At 73.0% G+C, this 18,817-nt stretch carries 16 protein-coding genes; 14 read left to right on the plus strand and 2 right to left on the minus strand.

The annotated features are described in order from the left end of the window. Window positions 1-289: 289 nt before the first annotated feature. The 9 genes from pheS to J5X07_RS04830 all read left to right on the plus strand — a co-directional run bounded on the left by pheS (window position 290) and on the right by J5X07_RS04830 (window position 11,527). Window positions 290-1,375 carry a phenylalanine--tRNA ligase subunit alpha gene (gene pheS / locus J5X07_RS04790; protein ID WP_208478852.1) on the plus strand — a complete coding sequence of 362 codons (1,086 nt, stop codon included), beginning with the start codon at window positions 290-292 and terminating at the stop codon, window positions 1,373-1,375. 1 nt (window position 1,376) lies between these two features. After that, on the plus strand, window positions 1,377-4,034 hold the full coding sequence (pheT, locus tag J5X07_RS04795) for a phenylalanine--tRNA ligase subunit beta (RefSeq protein ID WP_208478853.1): 2,658 nt from the start codon (window positions 1,377-1,379) through the stop codon (window positions 4,032-4,034). Window positions 4,035-4,224: 190 nt separating this feature from the next. Further along, window positions 4,225-4,722: a flavodoxin domain-containing protein gene (locus tag J5X07_RS04800; RefSeq protein ID WP_124933659.1), complete on the plus strand. Its 498-nt coding sequence runs from the start codon at window positions 4,225-4,227 to the stop codon at window positions 4,720-4,722. A 129-nt stretch (window positions 4,723-4,851) separates the two neighbouring features. Next, the gene (gene argC / locus J5X07_RS04805; protein WP_208478854.1) at window positions 4,852-5,979 is read left to right on the plus strand and encodes an N-acetyl-gamma-glutamyl-phosphate reductase; all 1,128 of its coding nucleotides are present in this window, start codon (window positions 4,852-4,854) and stop codon (window positions 5,977-5,979) included. Continuing rightward, entirely contained in the window at window positions 5,976-7,235 is a 1,260-nt protein-coding gene (gene argJ, locus J5X07_RS04810) for a bifunctional glutamate N-acetyltransferase/amino-acid acetyltransferase ArgJ (protein WP_208478855.1), read from the plus strand. The genes argC and argJ overlap by 4 nt, the downstream gene beginning before the upstream one ends. Next, window positions 7,232-8,191 carry an acetylglutamate kinase gene (gene argB, locus J5X07_RS04815; RefSeq protein WP_243896469.1) on the plus strand — a complete coding sequence of 320 codons (960 nt, stop codon included), beginning with the start codon at window positions 7,232-7,234 and terminating at the stop codon, window positions 8,189-8,191. The genes argJ and argB overlap by 4 nt, the downstream gene beginning before the upstream one ends. Continuing rightward, window positions 8,188-9,480, plus strand: coding sequence for an acetylornithine transaminase (locus J5X07_RS04820; protein WP_124933661.1), 1,293 nt, complete (start codon window positions 8,188-8,190; stop codon window positions 9,478-9,480). The genes argB and J5X07_RS04820 overlap by 4 nt, the downstream gene beginning before the upstream one ends. Continuing rightward, window positions 9,477-10,052 (plus strand): arginine repressor, encoded by a 576-nt coding sequence (locus J5X07_RS04825; RefSeq protein WP_124933662.1) that lies wholly within the window; start codon window positions 9,477-9,479, stop codon window positions 10,050-10,052. Before J5X07_RS04820 ends, J5X07_RS04825 begins: the two co-directional genes overlap by 4 nt. Window positions 10,053-10,255: 203 nt before the next feature. Next, complete coding sequence (locus J5X07_RS04830; protein WP_124933663.1) at window positions 10,256-11,527, plus strand: argininosuccinate synthase; 1,272 nt, start codon at window positions 10,256-10,258, stop codon at window positions 11,525-11,527. 78 nt (window positions 11,528-11,605) lie between these two features. Here J5X07_RS04830 and J5X07_RS04835 read toward each other — a convergent pair whose 3' ends face one another. After that, on the minus strand, window positions 11,606-12,466 hold the full coding sequence (locus J5X07_RS04835; RefSeq protein ID WP_124933664.1) for a formate/nitrite transporter family protein: 861 nt from the start codon (window positions 12,464-12,466) through the stop codon (window positions 11,606-11,608). 188 nt (window positions 12,467-12,654) lie between these two features. Here J5X07_RS04835 and argH point away from each other — a divergent pair, with 188 nt between their 5' ends. The 5 genes from argH to tyrS all read left to right on the plus strand — a co-directional run bounded on the left by argH (window position 12,655) and on the right by tyrS (window position 18,357). Beyond that, window positions 12,655-14,172, plus strand: coding sequence for an argininosuccinate lyase (gene argH / locus J5X07_RS04840; protein WP_243896470.1), 1,518 nt, complete (start codon window positions 12,655-12,657; stop codon window positions 14,170-14,172). Next, window positions 14,162-14,854, plus strand: a complete 693-nt coding sequence (locus J5X07_RS04845; RefSeq protein ID WP_124933665.1) for a DNA-3-methyladenine glycosylase — start codon at window positions 14,162-14,164, stop codon at window positions 14,852-14,854. Before argH ends, J5X07_RS04845 begins: the two co-directional genes overlap by 11 nt. Before the next feature lie 386 nt (window positions 14,855-15,240). Then, a complete protein-coding gene (locus J5X07_RS04850) occupies window positions 15,241-16,026 on the plus strand; it encodes a class I SAM-dependent methyltransferase (protein ID WP_341769406.1) in 786 nt (261 codons plus the stop codon). A gap of 182 nt (window positions 16,027-16,208) precedes the next feature. Further along, a complete protein-coding gene (locus tag J5X07_RS04855; protein WP_208478856.1) occupies window positions 16,209-16,973 on the plus strand; it encodes an endonuclease III domain-containing protein in 765 nt (254 codons plus the stop codon). A 76-nt stretch (window positions 16,974-17,049) separates the two neighbouring features. Further along, the gene (tyrS, locus tag J5X07_RS04860) at window positions 17,050-18,357 is read left to right on the plus strand and encodes a tyrosine--tRNA ligase (protein WP_341769407.1); all 1,308 of its coding nucleotides are present in this window, start codon (window positions 17,050-17,052) and stop codon (window positions 18,355-18,357) included. Window positions 18,358-18,593: 236 nt separating this feature from the next. Here tyrS and J5X07_RS04865 read toward each other — a convergent pair. Beyond that, on the minus strand, window positions 18,594-18,817 hold a 224-nt coding region (locus J5X07_RS04865), incomplete at its 5' end, for a hypothetical protein (protein ID WP_208478858.1).

Genomic DNA, 18,817 nt, shown 5'->3' on the forward strand with positions numbered 1-18,817 from the left:
GGGGGCCGGCCCTGGGATCGGCGTGATTCCGGGGCTCGACCCGGCGAGCGCCGGCTGAAGATGTGCAACGGGCACAGGGCTGCACATCTTCGGCCTCGTGTGGGCGGGGGCCGGCCCTGGGATCGGCGTGATTCCGGGGGCCGGCCTGGCGAGCGCCGGCTGAAGATGTGCAGCAGCACGCCACAGGGAAGGGCGGTGCCCTCGGCGCTGCGGTGAGACAGGATTTCGGCGCGGTTGGCGCCGCGGACTACCCTGGGCGCGGAGCACCACCCACCGGAAGGCACTGCAGATGACTGATGCTCACGGCGCCCTCTCGCCGCTGGACGAGGCGGGGATCGAGGCCCTGGTCGCCCAGGGCCTGTCCGCCATTGGCGACGCCCCGGACCTGGCCGGGCTCAAGGCCGTGCGCCTGGCCTACACCGGGGACTCCTCGGCCCTGGCCCTGGCCAACCGCGCCATCGGGGGCCTGGACAAGGCCGACAAGCCCATCGCCGGGAGGCTCCTGGGCACCGCCCGCGGCCGCATCGCCGCCGCCCTGTCCGCCCGCCAGGAGGAGCTGGAGGCCGCCGCCGAGGAGCAGATGCTGGCCACCGAGGCGGTCGATGTCACCGTGCCCACCGCACGCACGGCCCCCGGGGCCCGCCACCCCCTGGACCTGCTCATCGAGGAGGTCTCCGACTTCTTCACCTCCATGGGCTGGTCCATCGCCGAGGGGCCCGAGGTCGAGCACGAGTGGTACGACTTCGACGCGCTCAACTTCGATGCCGACCACCCCGCCCGCCAGATGCAGGACACCTTCTACATCCAGGGCGAGTCCGTGGGCGCCGCCCCGGGCCGGCCCGCCAACCTCGTCCTGCGCACCCACACCTCCCCGGTCCAGGCCCGGGTCATGCTGGAGCAGGACCCGCCCCTGTACGTGGCCTGCCCCGGCAAGGTCTTCCGCTCCGATGAGCTCGACGCCACCCACACCCCCGTCTTCCACCAGGTCGAGGGCCTGGCGGTGGACAAGGGCCTGACCATGGCCCACCTCAAGGGCACCCTCGACCACTTCGCCCGGGCCATGTTCGGGCCCGAGGCCCGCACCCGCCTGCGCCCCTCCTTCTTCCCCTTCACCGAGCCCAGCGCCGAGATGGACCTGTGGTTCCCCCAGAAGAAGGGCGGCCCCGGCTGGATCGAGTGGGGCGGCTGCGGCATGGTCAACCCCAATGTCCTGACCGCCTGCGGCATCGACCCCGAGGTCCACACCGGCTTCGCCTTCGGCATGGGCCTGGAGCGCACCCTCATGCTGCGCCACGGCATCGCCGACATGCACGACATCGTCGAGGGTGACATCCGCTTCTCCCAGCAGTTCGGCACCACCGGAAAGGGCCACTGACATGCCATACATCCCCCTGGAGTGGCTGCGCGAGCACGTCGATGCGCCCAGCGGCACCACCGCCGAGCAGCTGGCGGCCGACCTGGTGCGCGTGGGCCTGGAGGAGGAGCGCATCGTCCCCCCGGCCGTCACCGGCCCGCTCGTGGTGGGCAGGGTGCTGACCCTGGAGTCCAAGGAGCAGTCCAACGGCAAGGTCATCAACTACTGCCGCGTGGATGTCGGGCCTGAGCACAACGATGCCCCCGGCACCGGCAAGGAGCCCTCCGACCTGCCCAGCCGGGGCATCGTGTGCGGCGCCCACAACTTCGGCGTGGGTGACCACGTCGTGGTCAGCCTGCCCGGAGCCGTCCTGCCCGGCGACTTCGCCATCTCGGCCCGCAAGACCTACGGGCACGTCTCCGACGGCATGATCTGCTCGGCCCGTGAGCTGGGCATCGGGGAGGACCACGACGGCATCATCGTGCTCGAGCAGTGGCTGGCCGAGCAGGGCCGCGACGGCGAGGAGCCCCCCGCCCCCGGGACCGACGCCCTGCCCCTGCTCGGCCTGGGCCAGGAGGTCCTGGAGATCAACGTCACCCCCGACCGCGGCTACTGCTTCTCCATGCGGGGCGTGGCCCGCGAGTACTCCCACGCCACCGGGGCCGCCTTCACCGACCCGGCGGATGCCTCGGACAGGGGCCTCTACCCCCACGGCCTGGCCCCGGCCGGGCCGGAGGGCTACCCCGTCATCATCGAGCAGGATGCCGCCCCCATCCACGGGCGGCCCGGCTGCGACCGGTACGTGGCCCGCGTGGTGCGCGGCATCGACCCGGCCGCCTCCTCCCCGGCCTGGATGCAGGAGCGGCTGACGGCCGCCGGCATGCGCCCCATCTCCCTGGCCGTGGACGTCACCAACTACGTCATGCTGGACCTGGGCCAGCCCCTGCACGCCTTCGACCTGGCCAAGCTCACCGCCCCCATCGTCGTGCGCCGCGCCCGTCCGGGGGAGTCCCTGACCTTCCTGGATGAGACCACCCGCGACCTGGACCCTGGCGACCTCGTCATCACCGACTCCACCGGCGGCCGGGGCGAGCGGCCCCTGGTCCTGGCCGGGGTCTTCGGCGGGGCCGCCGCCGAGGTCGATGGGACCACCACCGACCTGCTCATCGAGGCCGCCCACTTCGACCCCGTCTCCGTGGCCCGCTCGGCGCGGCGCCACCGCCTGCCCACCGAGTCCTCCAAGCGCAATGAGCGCGGCGTGGACACGGCCCTGACCGCTGTGGCCGCGCAGAGGGCCGTGGACCTGCTCGTGGAGTACGGGGGCGGCACCGCCGAGCCGGTGGCCACGGATATCGACCGCACGACTCCTCCCGAGCCGCTCCTCATCCGCGCCGACGCCGCCCAGCGCCTCACCGGCGTCGCCTACGGCACGCCGCGGGTCACCGAGCTGCTGGAGATGATCGGCTGCACGGTCCGGCCCGCCGGCTCCGACGACGAGGGCCGCGAGCTGATCTCGGTCACCCCGCCCACCTGGCGGCCCGACCTCGTGGGCGCCGCCCACCTGGCCGAGGAGGTGGCCCGCCTCGACGGCTACGACTCCATCCCCGTCATCATCCCCGCCGCTCCGGCCGGAACGGGCCTGACCGCCCGCCAGCGGGCCCGCCGCGACGTCGTGCGCGCCCTGGCCGGGGCGGGCCTGACCCAGGTGCTGTCCTACCCCTTCGTCGGCGACATCCACGACCGCCTGGAGATCCCCGAGGACGACCCGCGGCGCCGGGCCGCCGCCCTGGCCAACCCGCTGGCCGAGGACGCCCCCCTGCTGCGCACCAGCGTCCTGGACTCCCTGGTGGAGACCGCGCGCCGCAATGCCTCGCGCGGGCTTGCCGACATCGCCATCTACGAGCTCGGCGCCGTCACCCGCCCCGCGGGCACCGTGCCCGCGCCGATCCCCGGTGTGGAGCACCGCCCGAGCCCCGAGCAGATCGAGGCCCTGGAGGCGGGCATCCCCGCCCAGCCCACGCATATCGCCGCCATCCTGGCCGGTGAGGCGCAGCGCGCCGGGGTCCTGGGCGGGGCCCGCCCCTGGGACTGGGCCGACGCCGTCGAGGTCGTGCGCCTCGTGGCCCGCGCCCTGGGCGTGGACGTGGAGGCCGCCGCCCCCGCCGAGCCGGTGGCGCCCTGGCACCCCGGCCGCACCGCCGAGCTGCGCCTGCCCGCGACCCGGCGGGGCAAGGAGCTCCGGGCCGGTGCCGTGGTCGCCCACGCTGGCGAGCTGCACCCGCGCGTGGCCCGCACCCTGGGCCTGCCCGCACGCACCTGCGCCGTGGAGATCGACCTGGAGCCGCTGCTGGAGGCGGCCGGGGCGGCCGGCGCCCTCCAGGTGGCCCCCGTCTCCACCTTCCCCGCCGCCAAGGAGGACATCGCCCTGGTGGTCGAGGAGTCCGTGCCCGCAGCCGCTGTCGAGGCCGTGGTGCGCCGGGCCGCCGGGGACCTGGCCGAGGAGGTGCGCCTGTTCGACGTCTTCCGCGGGCCCCAGCTGGGGGAGGGCAGGAAGTCGCTGGCCTTCTCCCTGGTCCTGCGCGCCCCCGACCGCACCCTGACCGCCGAGGAGACCGCGGCGGTGCGCAAGCGGGTGGTCAAGCGCGCCGCCAAGGCCCTGGGCGCCGAGCTGCGCTCCTGACCTCCGCCTGTGCGGGTCCTCGCGCCCGGCCCGGTCGGGTCGACGGCGGTATTCCGGGCATCGTGCCGCGCCCGGGCCGCCAAGGGCGCTGAGGACGCACAGATCGGGATCGATGTGTTTCTTCTAACACTGCCGTGATCTGGGTATCGAGTCCCACCACCCCGGCCCGGATCTGTGAATACTGTCGCGTATGAAGATCCTGCTCACATCATCCTCCCGCCACGGCACCACTGATGAGGTCGCCGATGTCATCGCCCAGCGGCTGCGCGAGGCCGCGATCGCGGTGGATCAGGCCCACCCCGAGGATGTGGAATCGGTGGAGGGCTATGACGCCTTCATCCTGGGCAGCGCCGTCTACATGACCAAGTGGACCAATGAGGCGGTGGACTTCACCAAGCGGTTCCGCACGACTCTGGCCGCCAAGCCGGTGTGGGCCTTCTCCGTGGGCCTGTCCGGGGTGGCCGACGGGCAGGCGGCGGACCCGCTGCGCATCGGGCCGGTGCTCCTGTCCTTGGAGCCCGAGGACCACATCTGCTTCGCCGGGCGCTTCGCCCCCGACCGGCTCAGCCTGCGCGAGCGCTCCATCGCCCGCCTGGGCGGCGCCTCCGAGGGGGACTACCGCGACTGGGACCAGGTCACCCAGTGGGCTGATGCCATCGTCACCTCACTGAACGACGCCGCGGCCTGAGGCCCCCGCGCGGGCGCTGCTCGGTGCTGCCCAGTGCTGCCCGGTGCTGTGCGGGCACCGGCCGTGCGGTGAGGCGAGGCCCCGCCGCCCTCGTTTTGCATTTGTATGCAATGGCCGTATGGTTCCTGCATGACTTTCTCCGTGGCCGTCGCCGGAGCCACCGGGTACGCCGGTGGGGAGGTCCTGCGCCTGCTGAGCACCCACCCGGATATCGAGATCGGCGTGCTGAGCGCGGCCTCCTCGGCCGGCACCCTCCTGGGGCAGCACCACCCCCACCTGGCACACCTCGCCCAGCGCCGCGTGGAGGCCACCGATGCCGCCGCCCTGGCCGGGCACGACGCCGTCGTCCTGGCCCTGCCCCACGGGGCCTCGGGGACCGTGACCGCCGCCATCGAGCGCGAGGCCGCGGCCCGGGGCGCCGACCCCCTGCTCATCGACTGCGGCGCCGACCACCGGCTGATCGATCCCGCCGCCTGGTCCGCCTTCTACGGCCAGGACAGCCCCTACGCCGGTGCCTGGGCCTACGGCATGCCCGAGCTCCTCCACGCCGGGGAGACCAACGCGGCCAGGCAGCGCGCCGAGCTGGCCGCCGCCCGGCGCATCGCCGTGCCCGGCTGCAACGTCACCGCCGTCACCCTGGCCCTCCAGCCCGGCATCGCCGCCGGCCTGGTGGACACCGGCGACCAGGCGCCCCCGATCACCGCGGTCCTGGCCGTGGGCTACTCCGGGGCCGGCAAGGCCCTCAAGCCGCACCTGAGCGCCGCTGAGGCCCTGGGCTCGGCCCAGCCCTACGCCGTGGGCGGCACCCACCGCCACATCCCCGAGATCACCCAGAACCTCACCGTCGCCGGGGGCGGGCCCGGGGCCGCTCGGATCTCCTTCACCCCCGTTCTGGTGCCCATGAGCCGGGGCATCCTGGCCACCGTCACCGCCGGCGCCACCAGCGCCATCACCCGGGCCGAGGACCCCACCGCCGCCCTGCGCCGCGCCTGGAGCGCCGCCTACGGGGCCCCCGGCCGGGGCGAGCCCCTCATCCACCTCCTGCCCGAGGGCTCCTGGCCCACCACCGCCGCCGTGGCGGGCAGCGGGCTGGCCGCCGTCCAGGTGGCCTACGACCCGGTGGCGCGCACGATCACCGCGCTGTGCGCCATCGACAACCTGGGCAAGGGCACCGCCTCGGCCGCCCTCCAGAGCCTCAACCTCGCCCTGGGCCTGCCCGAGGCCACGGGCGTCATCGCACAGGGAGTCGCACCATGAGTGTCACCGCCGCCAAGGGCTTCCGGGCCTCCGGGGTGGCCGCCGGCCTCAAGGAGTCCGGGCGGCCCGATCTGGCCCTGGTGGTCAACGACGGCCCGCTGCGCACCGCCGCAGGGGTCTTCACCACCAACCGGGTGGTGGCCGCGCCCGTGGTCTGGTCGCGGCGCATCATCGAGCAGCTCGCGCAGCGGGGCGATCCGCAGGGGACCGCTCAGGACGACGCTGCTGTGCCCCCGGCGCCCTCGCAGGACGCCGCCGCCTCGGGCCCGCGCGCCGTGGTCCTCAACTCCGGCTCGGCCAACGCCTGCACCGGGGCGCGCGGCGAGCGCGACACCGCCGCCACCGCCACCGAGGTGGCCGACCTGCTGGGATGCCGGGCGGACCAGGTCCTCGTGTGCTCCACCGGCGTCATCGGCGCCCCCCTGGACATGCCCCGCCTCCTGGCAGGCGCCAGAAGCGCCGCCGAGGCCCTGGGCCGGGGCCCGGAGCGCGGGCACGAGGCCGCCGTGGCCATCATGACCACCGACACCGTCCCCAAGGAGGACGCCCTGGAGGTCGAGGGGCCGCAGGGCCCCTGGACCATCGGGGGCATGATCAAGGGTGTGGGCATGCTCGCCCCCGGCATGGCCACCATGCTGGCCGTCATCACCACCGACGCCGTCATCAGCCCCCAGCAGGCCCAGCGGGCCCTGAGCGCCGCCACCGCCCGCACCGTCAACCGCATCAACTCCGACGGGTGCATGTCCACCAACGACACCGTCCTGCTCCTGGCCTCCGGGGCCTCGGGCACCGCCCCCACCCCCGAGGAGCTCGACGCCGCCGTCGAGCGGATCCTGGGCCGGCTGGGCCGCAGGCTCGTGGCCGACGCCGAGGGAGCCACCCACGACATCGCCATCACCGTCACCGGCGCCGCCAGTGAGCGGGCCGCCGAGGCCGCCGCCCGCACCGTCAGCTCCTCCAACCTCCTCAAGTGCGCCGTGGCCGGGGGCGACCCCAACTGGGGCAGGGTCCTGTCCCAGCTGGGCACCGTCCCCGAGGAGGTCTGCCCCTTCGACCCCCAGGAGGTGGACGTGACCATCAACGGCGTGACCATCTTCCGCCACGGCGCCCTGGGCGAGGACCGCTCCATGGTGGACATGAGCCCGCGCGAGACCCGCATCGACATCGATCTGGGCGCGGGCCCGGCCCGGGCCACCGTATGGACCAACGACCTGACCCACGGCTACGTCACCATCAACGCGGACTACACCACATGAGTACCTCCCAGACCCCCCGGCCCGCCACCCGCCGGCCCACCTCACTGTCCGACCAGCAGAAGGCCTCGGTGCTGCTGGAGGCCGTGCCCTGGCTGCGCACCTACAAGGGCGCCACCATGGTCATCAAGTACGGCGGCAACGCCATGGTCGACGAGGAGCTCAAGCGGGCCTTCGCCCAGGACGTCCTGTTCCTCCACCAGGTCGGGGTCAGGCCCGTCGTCGTCCACGGCGGCGGCCCCCAGATCAACGCCATGCTCACCCGCCTGGGCATCGACTCGGAGTTCCGCGGGGGCCTGCGCGTGACCACCCCCGAGGTCATGGACGTGGTCCGCATGGTCCTCACCGGCTCGGTCCAGCGCGAGCTCGTCTCCCTGCTCAACAAGGACGGCTCGGCCGCCGTGGGCATCAGCGGCGAGGACGGCGGCCTGCTCCAGGCGCGGCAGAGGCCCGCCACCGTCAACGGCCAGAGCGTGGATGTGGGGCTCGTGGGCGACGTCGTCGAGGTCAACCCCCAGCCCATCATCGACCTGCTCGACCAGGGGCGCATCCCCGTCATCTCCTCCGTGGCGCCCCTGTCCACCGACTCCTCCACGGTGCTCAACATCAACGCCGACACCGCGGCGGCCGCCATCGCCGTGGCGCTCAAGGCCCGCACCCTGCTCATGCTCACCGACGTCGAGGGGCTCTACGCGGCCTGGCCCGACCGCAGCTCGCTGGTGCCCTTCATCAGCGCCGCGGCCCTGGAGGAGCTCCTGCCCAGCCTGGAGACGGGCATGATCCCCAAGATGGAGGCCTGCCTGCGGGCCGTGCGCGGGGGAGTGGGCCAGGCCCACGTGGTCGATGGCCGCCAGGCCCACTGCATGCTCCTGGAGATCGTCACCGATGAGGGCGTGGGCACCGTCATCCATCCCGGGGATGCGCCGCTGCCCCCGCTGAGCGGAGGCAGGAGCCTATGAGCCCCGCCGAGGAGCACGGATCCGGTGAGCACGGCCCCGACCAGCGCACCAGCGGTGAGCAGTGGTCCCAGCGCTACGCCCGGGCCGTGATGAACACCTTCGGCCCGCCCCAGCGGGCGCTGGTGCGGGGCCGGGGCACCCGCGTGTGGGACGCCGACGGCCGGGAGTACCTCGACCTGCTGGCGGGCATCGCGGTCAACTGCCTGGGCCACGCCCACCCGGCGATCCTCCAGGCGGTCACCGACCAGCTGGCCACCCTGGGCCACGTCTCCAACTTCTTCACCACCCCCGCCCAGGTGCGCCTGGCGGAGCGGCTCGCGGCCATCGTCTTCCCCGAGGAGCGGGCCGGGAGCGAGCCGGCAGGGCAGTCCGGTGCGGGCGGCCGGGTCCGGGTCTTCCTGGCCAACTCCGGCACGGAGGCCAACGAGGCCGCCTTCAAGATCGCCCGCCGCCACGGCGGCGCCCGGCGCCCCCGCATCCTCGCCCTGGAGCAGGCCTTCCACGGCCGGACCATGGGGGCCCTGGCCCTGACCCACAAGAGCGCCTACCGCGATCCCTTCGAGCCCCTGCCCGGCGGGGTCGAGTTCCTGCCCGCCGGTGACACCCGGGCCCTGGAGCGCGCCATGGGCCCCGACGTTGCCGCCCTGTTCATCGAGCCCATCCAGGGCGAGGCCGGGGTGCGCGAGCTGGGGGAGGACTACCTGCGCGCCGCCCGGGAGCTGACCCGGAGCGCCGGGGCCCTGCTCATCTGCGACGAGGTGCAGACCGGCATGGGCCGCACCGGGGCCTGGATGGCCCACCACCTCCTGGCCCCCGGCGTGGTGCCCGACGTCGTCACCCTGGCCAAGGGCCTGGGCGGGGGCATCCCCATCGGCGCCCTCGTGGCCCGCGGGCGGGCCGCCGAGCTCCTGGGGCCGGGCCAGCACGGCACCACCTTCGGGGGCAACCCGGTGGCCAGCGCCGCAGCCCTGGCCGTCATCGAGACCATCGGCGAGCCCGGGCTGCTCGACCGCGTGCGCCGGCTGGGGGACCAGTGGGCCCGGGAGCTGGCCCAACTGCCCCAGGTCGCCCAGGTCCGGGGTCGCGGACTGCTGCTGGGCGTGGGCCTGTCGCCGGACGCGCCCCCGGCGGCCCAGCTCGCCTCCGCCCTCCTGGAGCGCGGCTTCATCGTCAACGCCCCGGGCTCCGATACGATCCGTCTGGCCCCGCCCCTCATCCTGACCTCGCAGGAGGCCTCCTCGTTCACAGGGGCACTGGCCCAGGTCCTGGCAGAAAGGAGCAATCCATGAGTGAGATCCTCGACCGCACCAGTCCCTACCGCCAGGCCTCAGGCGCCTCGAGCCCCAGCACCAAGGCCGCCCGCCACGCCCTCATCGTGAGGATCCTGGCCAAGGAGCGCATCCGATCCCAGGGCCAGCTGCGCGACGCCCTGGCGGCCCGTGGCGTGAGCACCACCCAGGCCACGCTCTCCCGCGACCTGGTCGAGTTGCGCGCCACCAAGATCCGCTCCTCCGATGGCCAGGTCTACGCCATCCCCGAGGGCAGCGTCATGGGGCAGCTGGCCGGCCCGGCCGTCAGGCCGGGCACCGACACCCTGGCCGACCACACCACCGCCCGGCTGGCACGCTGGTGCGCCGACCTGCTCGTCACCGTCGAGTGGGCCGGGGGACAGGTGGTTCTGCGAACCCTGCCCGGCGCCGCCGAGCTCCTGGCCGCCTCCGTGGACGACGCCATGATGCCCGGGGTGCTGGGCTGCATCGCCGGGGACGACACCGTCCTGGTCATCACCCGCAGCTCCGAGATCTCCGCCGAGGTCTCCGGCCACCTGCTGGGCCTGGCCGACAGCCGTCCCAGACCCTGACCCGGTTCCGCAGCGGACCCGGTCCCGGAAGGACCCGGGGCGATCCGGCCCAGGAGGCCGCGCGCCCCGCAGGCCCGGCGCCCCACCCTGCCCCTGGGCCGTCATGTCCTTCCCCATGCGCCGTTCCCACCGGCCCGCCACCCCCAGACACACCCCATCAAGACGATCCCAGCCGCCCGCGGGCGAGTAGGAGGAGATCAGCCATGACGACAAGCAGCGAGCAGACCAGCAATCAGAGCACCGAGCAGAGCGCCCAGCAGAACAAGGACCGGGTCGTCCTGGCCTATTCCGGGGGCCTGGACACCTCCGTGGCCATCGGATGGATCGGCGAGCAGACGGGCAAGGAGGTCATCGCCGTCGCCGTGGACGTGGGCCAGGGCGGTGAGGACCTCGACGTCATCCGCCGGCGCGCCCTGGACTGCGGGGCGGTGGAGGCCTGGGTGGTCGACGCCCGCGAGGAGTTCGCCTCCGACTACTGCATGCCTGCCCTCAAGGCCAACGCCCTCTACCAGGGCACCTACCCCCTGGTCTCGGCCCTGTCCCGCCCCCTCATCGCCAAGCACCTGGTCCAGGCCGCCCGCAGGTTCGGGGCGGGCACCGTGGCCCACGGATGCACCGGCAAGGGCAATGACCAGGTCCGCTTCGAGGTCTCCATCACCTCCATGGCCCCGGACATGACCTGCATCTCCCCGGTGCGCGACCTCGCCCTGACCCGGGACGTGGCCATCGACTACGCCGAGAGGCACTCGCTGCCCATCGAGACCACCAAGCACAACCCCTTCTCCATCGACCAGAACGTCTGGGGCCGGGCCATCGAGACCGGCTTCCTGGAGGACCTGTGGAACGCCCCCACCAAGGACGTCTACTCCTACACCGATGACCCCACCTACCCGCCGCTGCCCGACGAGCTCGTCATCACCTTCGAGGAGGGGCTGCCCGTGGCCATCGACGAGCGGCCCGTGACCCCCCTGGAGGCGATCCAGGAGATGAACCGCCGTGCAGGTGCCCAGGGCGTGGGCCGCATCGACATCGTCGAGGACAGGCTCGTGGGCATCAAGTCCCGGGAGGTCTACGAGGCCCCCGGCGCCCTCGCGCTCATCGAGGCCCACCGGGCCCTGGAGGCGGTGACCCTGGAGCGCCTCCAGCTGCGCTACAAGCGGCACCTGGAGAGCACCTGGAGCGACCTGGTCTACGAGGCCCAGTGGTACTCACCGCTCAAGCGCTCCATGGACGCCTTCATCGCCGACACCCAGCGCTATGTCAACGGGGATATCCGCATGGTGCTGCACGGCGGGCGGGCCACCGTCAACGGGCGCCGCTCGGCCACCGGCCTGTACGACTTCAACCTGGCCACCTACGACTCCGGGGACACCTTCGACCAGTCCTCCTCGCGCGGCTTCATCGAGATCTACGGCCTGCAGTCCAAGCTGGCGGCCGCCCGCGATGTGCGCACGGGTCACGGGATGGGCTTCTGAGGCCGGGAGGGCAGCGGAGGATCCCATGTGGGCCCGGTCCCCGGGGCGGCAGGCGCCGGGGACCGGGCCCGCTGCGGCTCAGGCGCCCTCGTCCCCGCCATGGCGGCGCAGGTAGCGGGAGTCGTCATTGACATAGGCGTAGTAGGCGCCGATGAGCAGGCCGCCGCCCACGAAGTTGCCCAGCAGCGCCACCACCACATTGCCCATCGCCAGGGGGATGTCGATGCCGTGGTTGAGGCCGATGACGGTGAACAGCACGGTGTTGGCCACCGAGTGCTCCAGGCCCAGGAAGGCGAAGACGAAGACCGCGATGATCATCGAGAAGATCTTGGACCAGTCCTCGGCGATATAGCCGTTGTAGATGAGCAGCATGGCCAGGTTGATCATGAAGTTGCACAGGATCGCCCTGATGAACAGGTCGGCCACGCCCGAGGCCGAGGACAGGTAGCCGAGCTTGACCTCCACCGAGTGCAGGGCCTGCTCCCCGGTGGGCCCCTGGACGAGGGTGGAGAAGCGGTAGAGCAGGGCGAAGACCAGGCCTCCCGCGAAGTTTCCCAGGAAGCACAGCACCAGGACCCTCAGCCCCCGCCACCAGGAGATGCGGTGGTAGTAGCCGCCGATGACCACCACCATCATGTTGCTGGTGAGCAGCTCGGACTTGGTGTAGTAGATGAAGACCAGGGCCGGCCCGAAGCACAGGGCGCCCAGGAGCCGGCCGATCTCCGACAGGGAGGCCTGCCCGACCCGCAGCTCATCGAAGACGCCGACGATGGCGTAGTTGACCATGTAGAAGACCGCCACGATCATCCCGGCCATCGCCGCGCGCATGAGATAGCGGTGGGCCAGGGTGCCGGTCATGCGCGTCTTGGTCTCCAGGGCCTCGAGCACGGTGGAGATGAACTGCTTTCCGGGGAACAGGGCGTTGGGTGCGTCTGCCATGACCCCATGCTTCCATGCCGCGGCCCCGGCCACAGGCAGTGGAGCACTGGATCCAGTGGTCCATTCCTCACGATTCGTCCCTCGTCCCGCTGCCGGGCACCACGTGCCCGCCTGCGCCCCGGTGCCGGCGCCCTCCCGGGCGGCGCCGGATGCCGGCCCCGCGGGTGGGGATGGGCCATGATGGGGCCATGATGAGCCCTCACGCCGCCCAGCCCGACCCCCGCTCCCCGCAGGCCCCCCAGGAGGGAGTGAGCCTGTGGGGAGGGCGCTTCAGCGGGGGGCCGTCCCAGGCGCTGGCCGCGCTGAGCGTGTCCACCCACTTCGACTGGCGCCTGGCCCGCTACGACATCGCCGGGTCGCGCGCCCACGCCCGGGCGCTGCACGCCGCGGGGCTGCTGGGGGAGGACCAGCTCACGGGGATGCTGGCCGCCCTGGATCGCCTGGAGGACGACGTCGTCGCGGGCGCCTTCGCCCCCGAGGCCTCCGACGAGGATGTGCACACCGCCCTGGAGCGCGGGCTCATCGAGCGCGCCGGGGATGACCTGGGCGGGCGCCTGCGCGCCGGGCGCTCGCGCAACGACCAGATCGCCACCCTCATCCGCATGTACCTGCGCGACCAGGCCCGGCGCCTGGCGGGCCTCGTGCTCGACGTCGTCGACGCCCTCATCGACCAGGCCGCGGCGGCCGGGGAGCGCATCATGCCGGGGCGCACCCACCTCCAGCACGCCCAGCCGGTCCTGGTGGCCCACCACCTGCTGGCCCACGCCTGGCCGCTCATGCGCGATGTGGAGCGCCTGGAGGACTGGGACGCGCGCGCCGCCGTGTCCCCCTACGGCTCGGGCGCCCTGGCGGGCAGCTCCCTGGGACTGGACCCGGACGCGGTGGCCGCGGACCTGGGGTTTGACGGGGCGGTGGAGAACTCCATCGACGGCACCAGCGCCCGCGACGTCGTCGCCGAGCTGTCCTTCATCCTGGCCATGACGGCCGTCGACCTCTCGCGCCTGAGCGAGGAGGTCATCGTGTGGACCACCAAGGAGTTCGGCTTCGCCACCCTGGATGACGCCTACGCCACGGGATCCTCGATCATGCCGCAGAAGAAGAACCCGGATGTGGCCGAGCTGGCCCGGGGCAAGGCCGGGCGGCTCATCGGGGACCTGACCGGGCTGCTGGCCACCCTCAAGGGACTGCCCCTGGCCTACGCCCGCGACCTGCAGGAGGACAAGGAGCCGGTCTTCGACGCCATCGACACCCTGGAGATCCTCCTGCCGGCGGTGTCCGGCATGGTGGCCACGATGAGCCTGCACCATGAGCGCATGGCCGAGCTCGCCCCCCAGGGCTTCGCCCTGGCCACCGATGTCGCCGAGTGGCTGGTCAAGCAGGGCGTGCCCTTCCGCCACGCCCATGAGATCGCCGGGGCCTGCGTGCGCCGCTGCGAGGAGCGCGGCATCGAGCTGTGGGATCTCACCGATGCCGACTTCGCCGATATCGACGCCCGCCTGGCCCCGGGCGTGCGCGAGGTCCTGTCCGCCCAGGGCTCAGTGGCCTCCCGCAGCGGGCGCGGGGGCACCGCACCGGTGCGCGTGGTCGAGCAGCTGGCCCGGGCCATCGCCCGCAGCGCCGAGCTGCGGGTCTTCGCCTGGGAGGGCTCCCTCCTGGACGGGCCGGTGGTCGTGGCGGAGGGCGCAACGGCTGACGATGAGGCCTGAGGGGCCCCGGGCGGCACCGGGGGAGCCGGTGGCCGGGCCGCACGCCCTGGGCCGGGCCCTCGATGTTCTCCTGGCCGGCGACCCGGTGGAGGTGGCCCCGCGCCTGCTGGGCGCCACCATCACCTCGAGCAGTGAGCGGGGCGCGGTGTCCATCCGGCTGACCGAGGTCGAGGCCTACTGCGGCGAGCGCGACCCCGGATCCCACGCCCGCCGGGGGCGCACCGAGCGCAACGCCTCCATGTTCGGGGCCGCCGGCTGCGTCTACGTCTACTTCACCTACGGCATGCACCACTGCCTCAATATCGTGTGCGGCCCGGCGGGCCTCGCCCGGGCGGTGCTCCTGCGCGGGGGAGAGGTCACCCGCGGAGTCGAGCTCGCCCGCCAGCGGCGGCCCGCGGCGAGGGCGGAGCGCGACCTGGCCCGGGGTCCGGCCCGGCTGTGCGCCGCCCTGGGGCTGGACCGGGCCGATGACGGCATCGTCCTGGGCGGACCCGGGGCGCGCCTGAGCCTGGTGCTGCCCGATCCGGCCCGCGTCCCGGATCCCGGGCGGATCCGCACCGGCCCGCGCACCGGGGTCTCGGGCCCGGGCGGGGATGGCCAGGCCTTCCCCTGGCGCTTCTGGATCGAGGGCGAGCCCACCGTCTCGCCCTATCGGGCCGCGGTGCGCCGCCGCCGCCCGTAGCCCTCCCCGCCCCCGCCGTTGCACATCTTCAGCGCTGATATGCGGCTCCGGCTGATCCCGATGCCCGGGATTCCGCGGATGCGGTGATCGGGTCCGGGCTGAAGATGTGCAGCGGGGCTGGGCTTGCACATCTTCGCCGTCTCGCGGCCGCTGGCTCCGAAAGCGCGTCGGTTCGCGACGTGCGCGTCACTTCGCGACTTGGACGACCCCTGGAAGGTACGTCAAAGTCGCGAAGTGACGCCTTTTCCGCGAAGTGACGCCCGGCCGGGGGCTGCTACGTTGGTCCGATGATGTGCAAGGTCCCAGGGCCCCGAGGCCGGCCCAGGGCCGCTCCTACGGCGCGCGGTCCTGGCCCGGCAGTGCGGGGCCCTGCTCAGCGGCCCGCCGTGGCCATGAGACGACGGCGGGCCGCGGAGCCCTGCGCTCGGCGGCTGGGGCGGGCCCGCGACCGGCAGACGGGGCCCGCGGGCCTGGAGCGGTACTGGAACCACAACACGGCCTTCCACGACGAGATCGTGCGCGACGCGGCCCGGCGCGGCGGGCGGGTCCTCGACGTCGGCTGCGGCGACGGGCTGCTCCTGGCCCGCCTGGCGCCGGTGACCGGCGAGCGGGTCGGGATCGACACCGACGACGCGGCGCTGGCACGGGCCCGCGCGCGACTGGGCGCCGTTGGCGATGGTAGCGGCGCCAGCGATAGCGGTGGCGCCGCGGATGACGGCGCTGATGGCGGGACGGCCGGCGCCGCCGCCCCGGTGAGGCTGGAGCGTGCCGACCTGCTCTCCCAGGACCTGCCCGCGCGCCTGGGGGCCTTCCAGACCGTCACCTGCGTCGCCGTCCTCCACCACCTGCCCCTGCGCCCCGCCCTGAGCCGCCTGGCCGCGCTCGTGGCCCCCGGAGGGCGGCTCATCATCATCGGCCTGGCCGCCACCGCCACCCCGTGGGACTGGGCCGTGGCCGCGGCGAGCATCCTGCCCGCCCGCCTGGCCGGATGGCTCCACCACGAGACCGCGGACATTGGGGTCCCCACCGCACCCGCCCGCGAGCCGGTGTCCCAGATCCGGGCCGCCGCCATCGACATCCTCCCCGGCGCGCGCATCCGGCGCCGCCTCCACTACCGCTACCGGCTGACCTGGGACCGGCCTGCCGGGGCGGGACACCAGGAGGCGCACTGAGCGCGGCTGCAGCACGAGCGCCCTATGGCCTCCTCCCGACCGCCCACGCCCCCAGCCACGGGTCCGACCACAGGAGGCCGCAGGACGTCACTGAGCGGTCCCTGGGCAGGACGGCCGGTGCCCTGGCAGGGTGGGCGAGGCAGGGCGCCGCAGCGACGAAGGCTCAGGAGGCACGAGCACCCATGATCCCCAGCACCACGGGCCTCCGCTCCGTGCCCGGCACCCGTGCCGCGGGAGCCACGGCTCCGAAGACCGCCGCGGGGGCCAGCACCCGAGCCGACCTCCGCCAGATCCTGACGGTTCTTCGCGGCGAGTTCGGCACCGGGTCACGATGGCCCGCTGACTCCGGCTTCGAGATCATGGCGGGAGCCGTCCTGGTGCAGCGCAGCAGCTGGCGCAACGCCCAGCGCAGCCTGGAGCGCCTGCGCCGTGCCGGAGCCCTCGACCCCGCCGTGATGCTGTTGATGGACGATGCCACCCTGGCCGGCCTCATCCGGCCCTCGGGATTCATGACCGGCAAGGCCCGCAGCCTCAGGGCCCTGGCGGCCTGGGTCACCAGCGGCCCGGGCAGGAGCGCCACCGCCCTCGACGACGAGACCCTGCGCGCCTGCCTGCTCGCCCTTCCCGGCATCGGCCCCGAGACCGCCGATGTCATCAGCCTCTACGCCTACCACCGCCCCCGCTTCATCTGGGATGCCTACGCCCGGCGGATGCTCAGCGCCGCGGGCTACCCGGTGGGACGGGACTACGAGGCCACCCGGGCCCGGCTCGAGGACGCCCTCGCCGGCGAGGCCCTCAGCGCCGCCGAGCACCAGGAGCTGCACTGGCTGGTGGTCACCGCCGGAGGGGCCGTGCGGGCCGAGGGCTGGGAGCGCTACCTCGACCGCCTCCTGACCCGCCCCGGTCCGGGGAGCCGGCGACGGCCGGAGCAGGACGTGGCACACTAGCGTGGCCGGGAGCGACCCGCCCCGGCCCCGGGACCCCAGCGGGATGCCTGAGGGGACCAAACGGAGGTGCTGGACCGTGAGCGATGTCAGCAGTGTCAGCGACGCCAGGGATGCCAGTGACGCCAGTGATATCCTGGAGGAGCTGCAATGGCGGGGCCTGGTGGCCCAGCACACCGACATCGACGCCCTGCGCGCCGCGCTGGCGGCCGGGCCGGTGACCTTCTACTGCGGCTTCGACCCCACGGCCCCCAGCCTCCACCACGGTCATCTTGTGGCGGTCAAGGTCATGCGCCACCTCCAACTGGCCGGGCACCGCCCGCTGGCGCTGGTGGGAGGCGCCACGGGCCTCATCGGCGATCCGCGGGCCAAGGGGGAGCGCCCCTTGAACACCAAGGACGTCGTGGCCGGATGGGCCCGGGGGCTGCAGGCCCAGCTCGAGAGGCTCTTGGACTTCGAGGGCGACAATCCCGCGCGCATCGTCAACAACCTGGACTGGACCCAGGAGATGAGCGCCATCGACTTCCTGCGCGACCTGGGCAAGAACTTCCGCATGGGCACGATGCTCTCCAAGGACATCGTGGCCCGGCGCCTGGCCAGCGATGAGGGGATCTCCTTCACCGAGTTCAGCTACCAGGTCCTCCAGGCCAATGACTACCTCGAGCTCTTCCGCCGCCACGGCTGCACCCTGGAGATCGGGGGCAACGACCAGTGGGGCAACCTCGTGGGGGGCATGGACCTCATCCACAAGGTCGAGGGGGCCTCGGTCCACGTCATGACCAACCCGCTCATCACCAAGGCCGACGGCACCAAGTTCGGCAAGACCGAGGGCGGGGCCGTGTGGCTGGATCCGCGGATGCTCAGCCCCTACGCCTTCTACCAGTTCTGGCTCCAGGTCGACGACGAGGACGTGGTGCGCTTCCTCAAGGTCTTCACCTTCCTGGGGCGCGAGGAGATCGAGCGCCTGGAGGCCGCCACCGCCGCCAACCCCAAGGCCCGCGAGGCGCAGCGGGTCCTGGCCCAGGAGGTCACCACCTGGGTGCACGGGGCCCGGGCGCTGGCCCAGGCGCAGGCCGCGACAGCGGCCCTGTGGGGGCGCGGGGACCTGGGCGAGCTCGATGCGGACACGCTGCGGGCCGCGACGGCGGACCTGGCCATCACCGAGCTGGTGGTGGGCACCTCCACCATCGTCGACCTCCTGGTGGGCACCGGCCTGGAGAAGGGCCGCAACGCCGCCCGCAAGACGGTGGCCGCCGGCGGCGCCTACATCAACAACGCCAAGGTCACCGACGAGGACGCTCCGGTGAGCGCCGAGCAGGTCCTGGCTGGGGGAGTGGTCCTGGTCCGCAAGGGCCGGCGCAATCTCGCCGCCGCCCGCACCGCCTGAGCCCGCGCGGCCCGGGCCGGTGGGACTCGGTGGGGCGCTGCGACGACGACGCGGCGCCCCGCCGAGCCCCACCTCGCTCCCGCATCGCAGGAGCATCGATTGTGTGGGGCCTCACTGGATTGCGGGTTGACCGGCCTGATCTCGGCGTGTAATTTACTCCTCGGCCTTGAGGGCGCCTGGTCAGCCAGAGCATCAAGGCAGGACGAACTCCATCGATGGCGGCCATGAGGCCAGGGTCACGGATCCTGGATTTGACTTGGGGAATCGCCTCGAATAATGTTCGTCAGGCGCTTCCGGAGGACGCCTCCCCGCTTGGCGGGATGTTGATTTCGGTGGGTGTGTTGTTTGAGATCTCGATAGTGTGTCATGTTTTTTATGCCATGTGGGCTTGATGATGGTTCTGCGGCTTTTTTGTTGTGGGGTTGTTGTTGGGTCTGTTTTGTTTTTGGTTTGCCTGCCC

Origin of the sequence: Actinomyces bowdenii (assembly GCF_017592395.1) — a bacterium.
In the GTDB taxonomy this organism is placed as follows: Bacteria; Actinomycetota; Actinomycetes; order Actinomycetales; family Actinomycetaceae; genus Actinomyces; species Actinomyces bowdenii.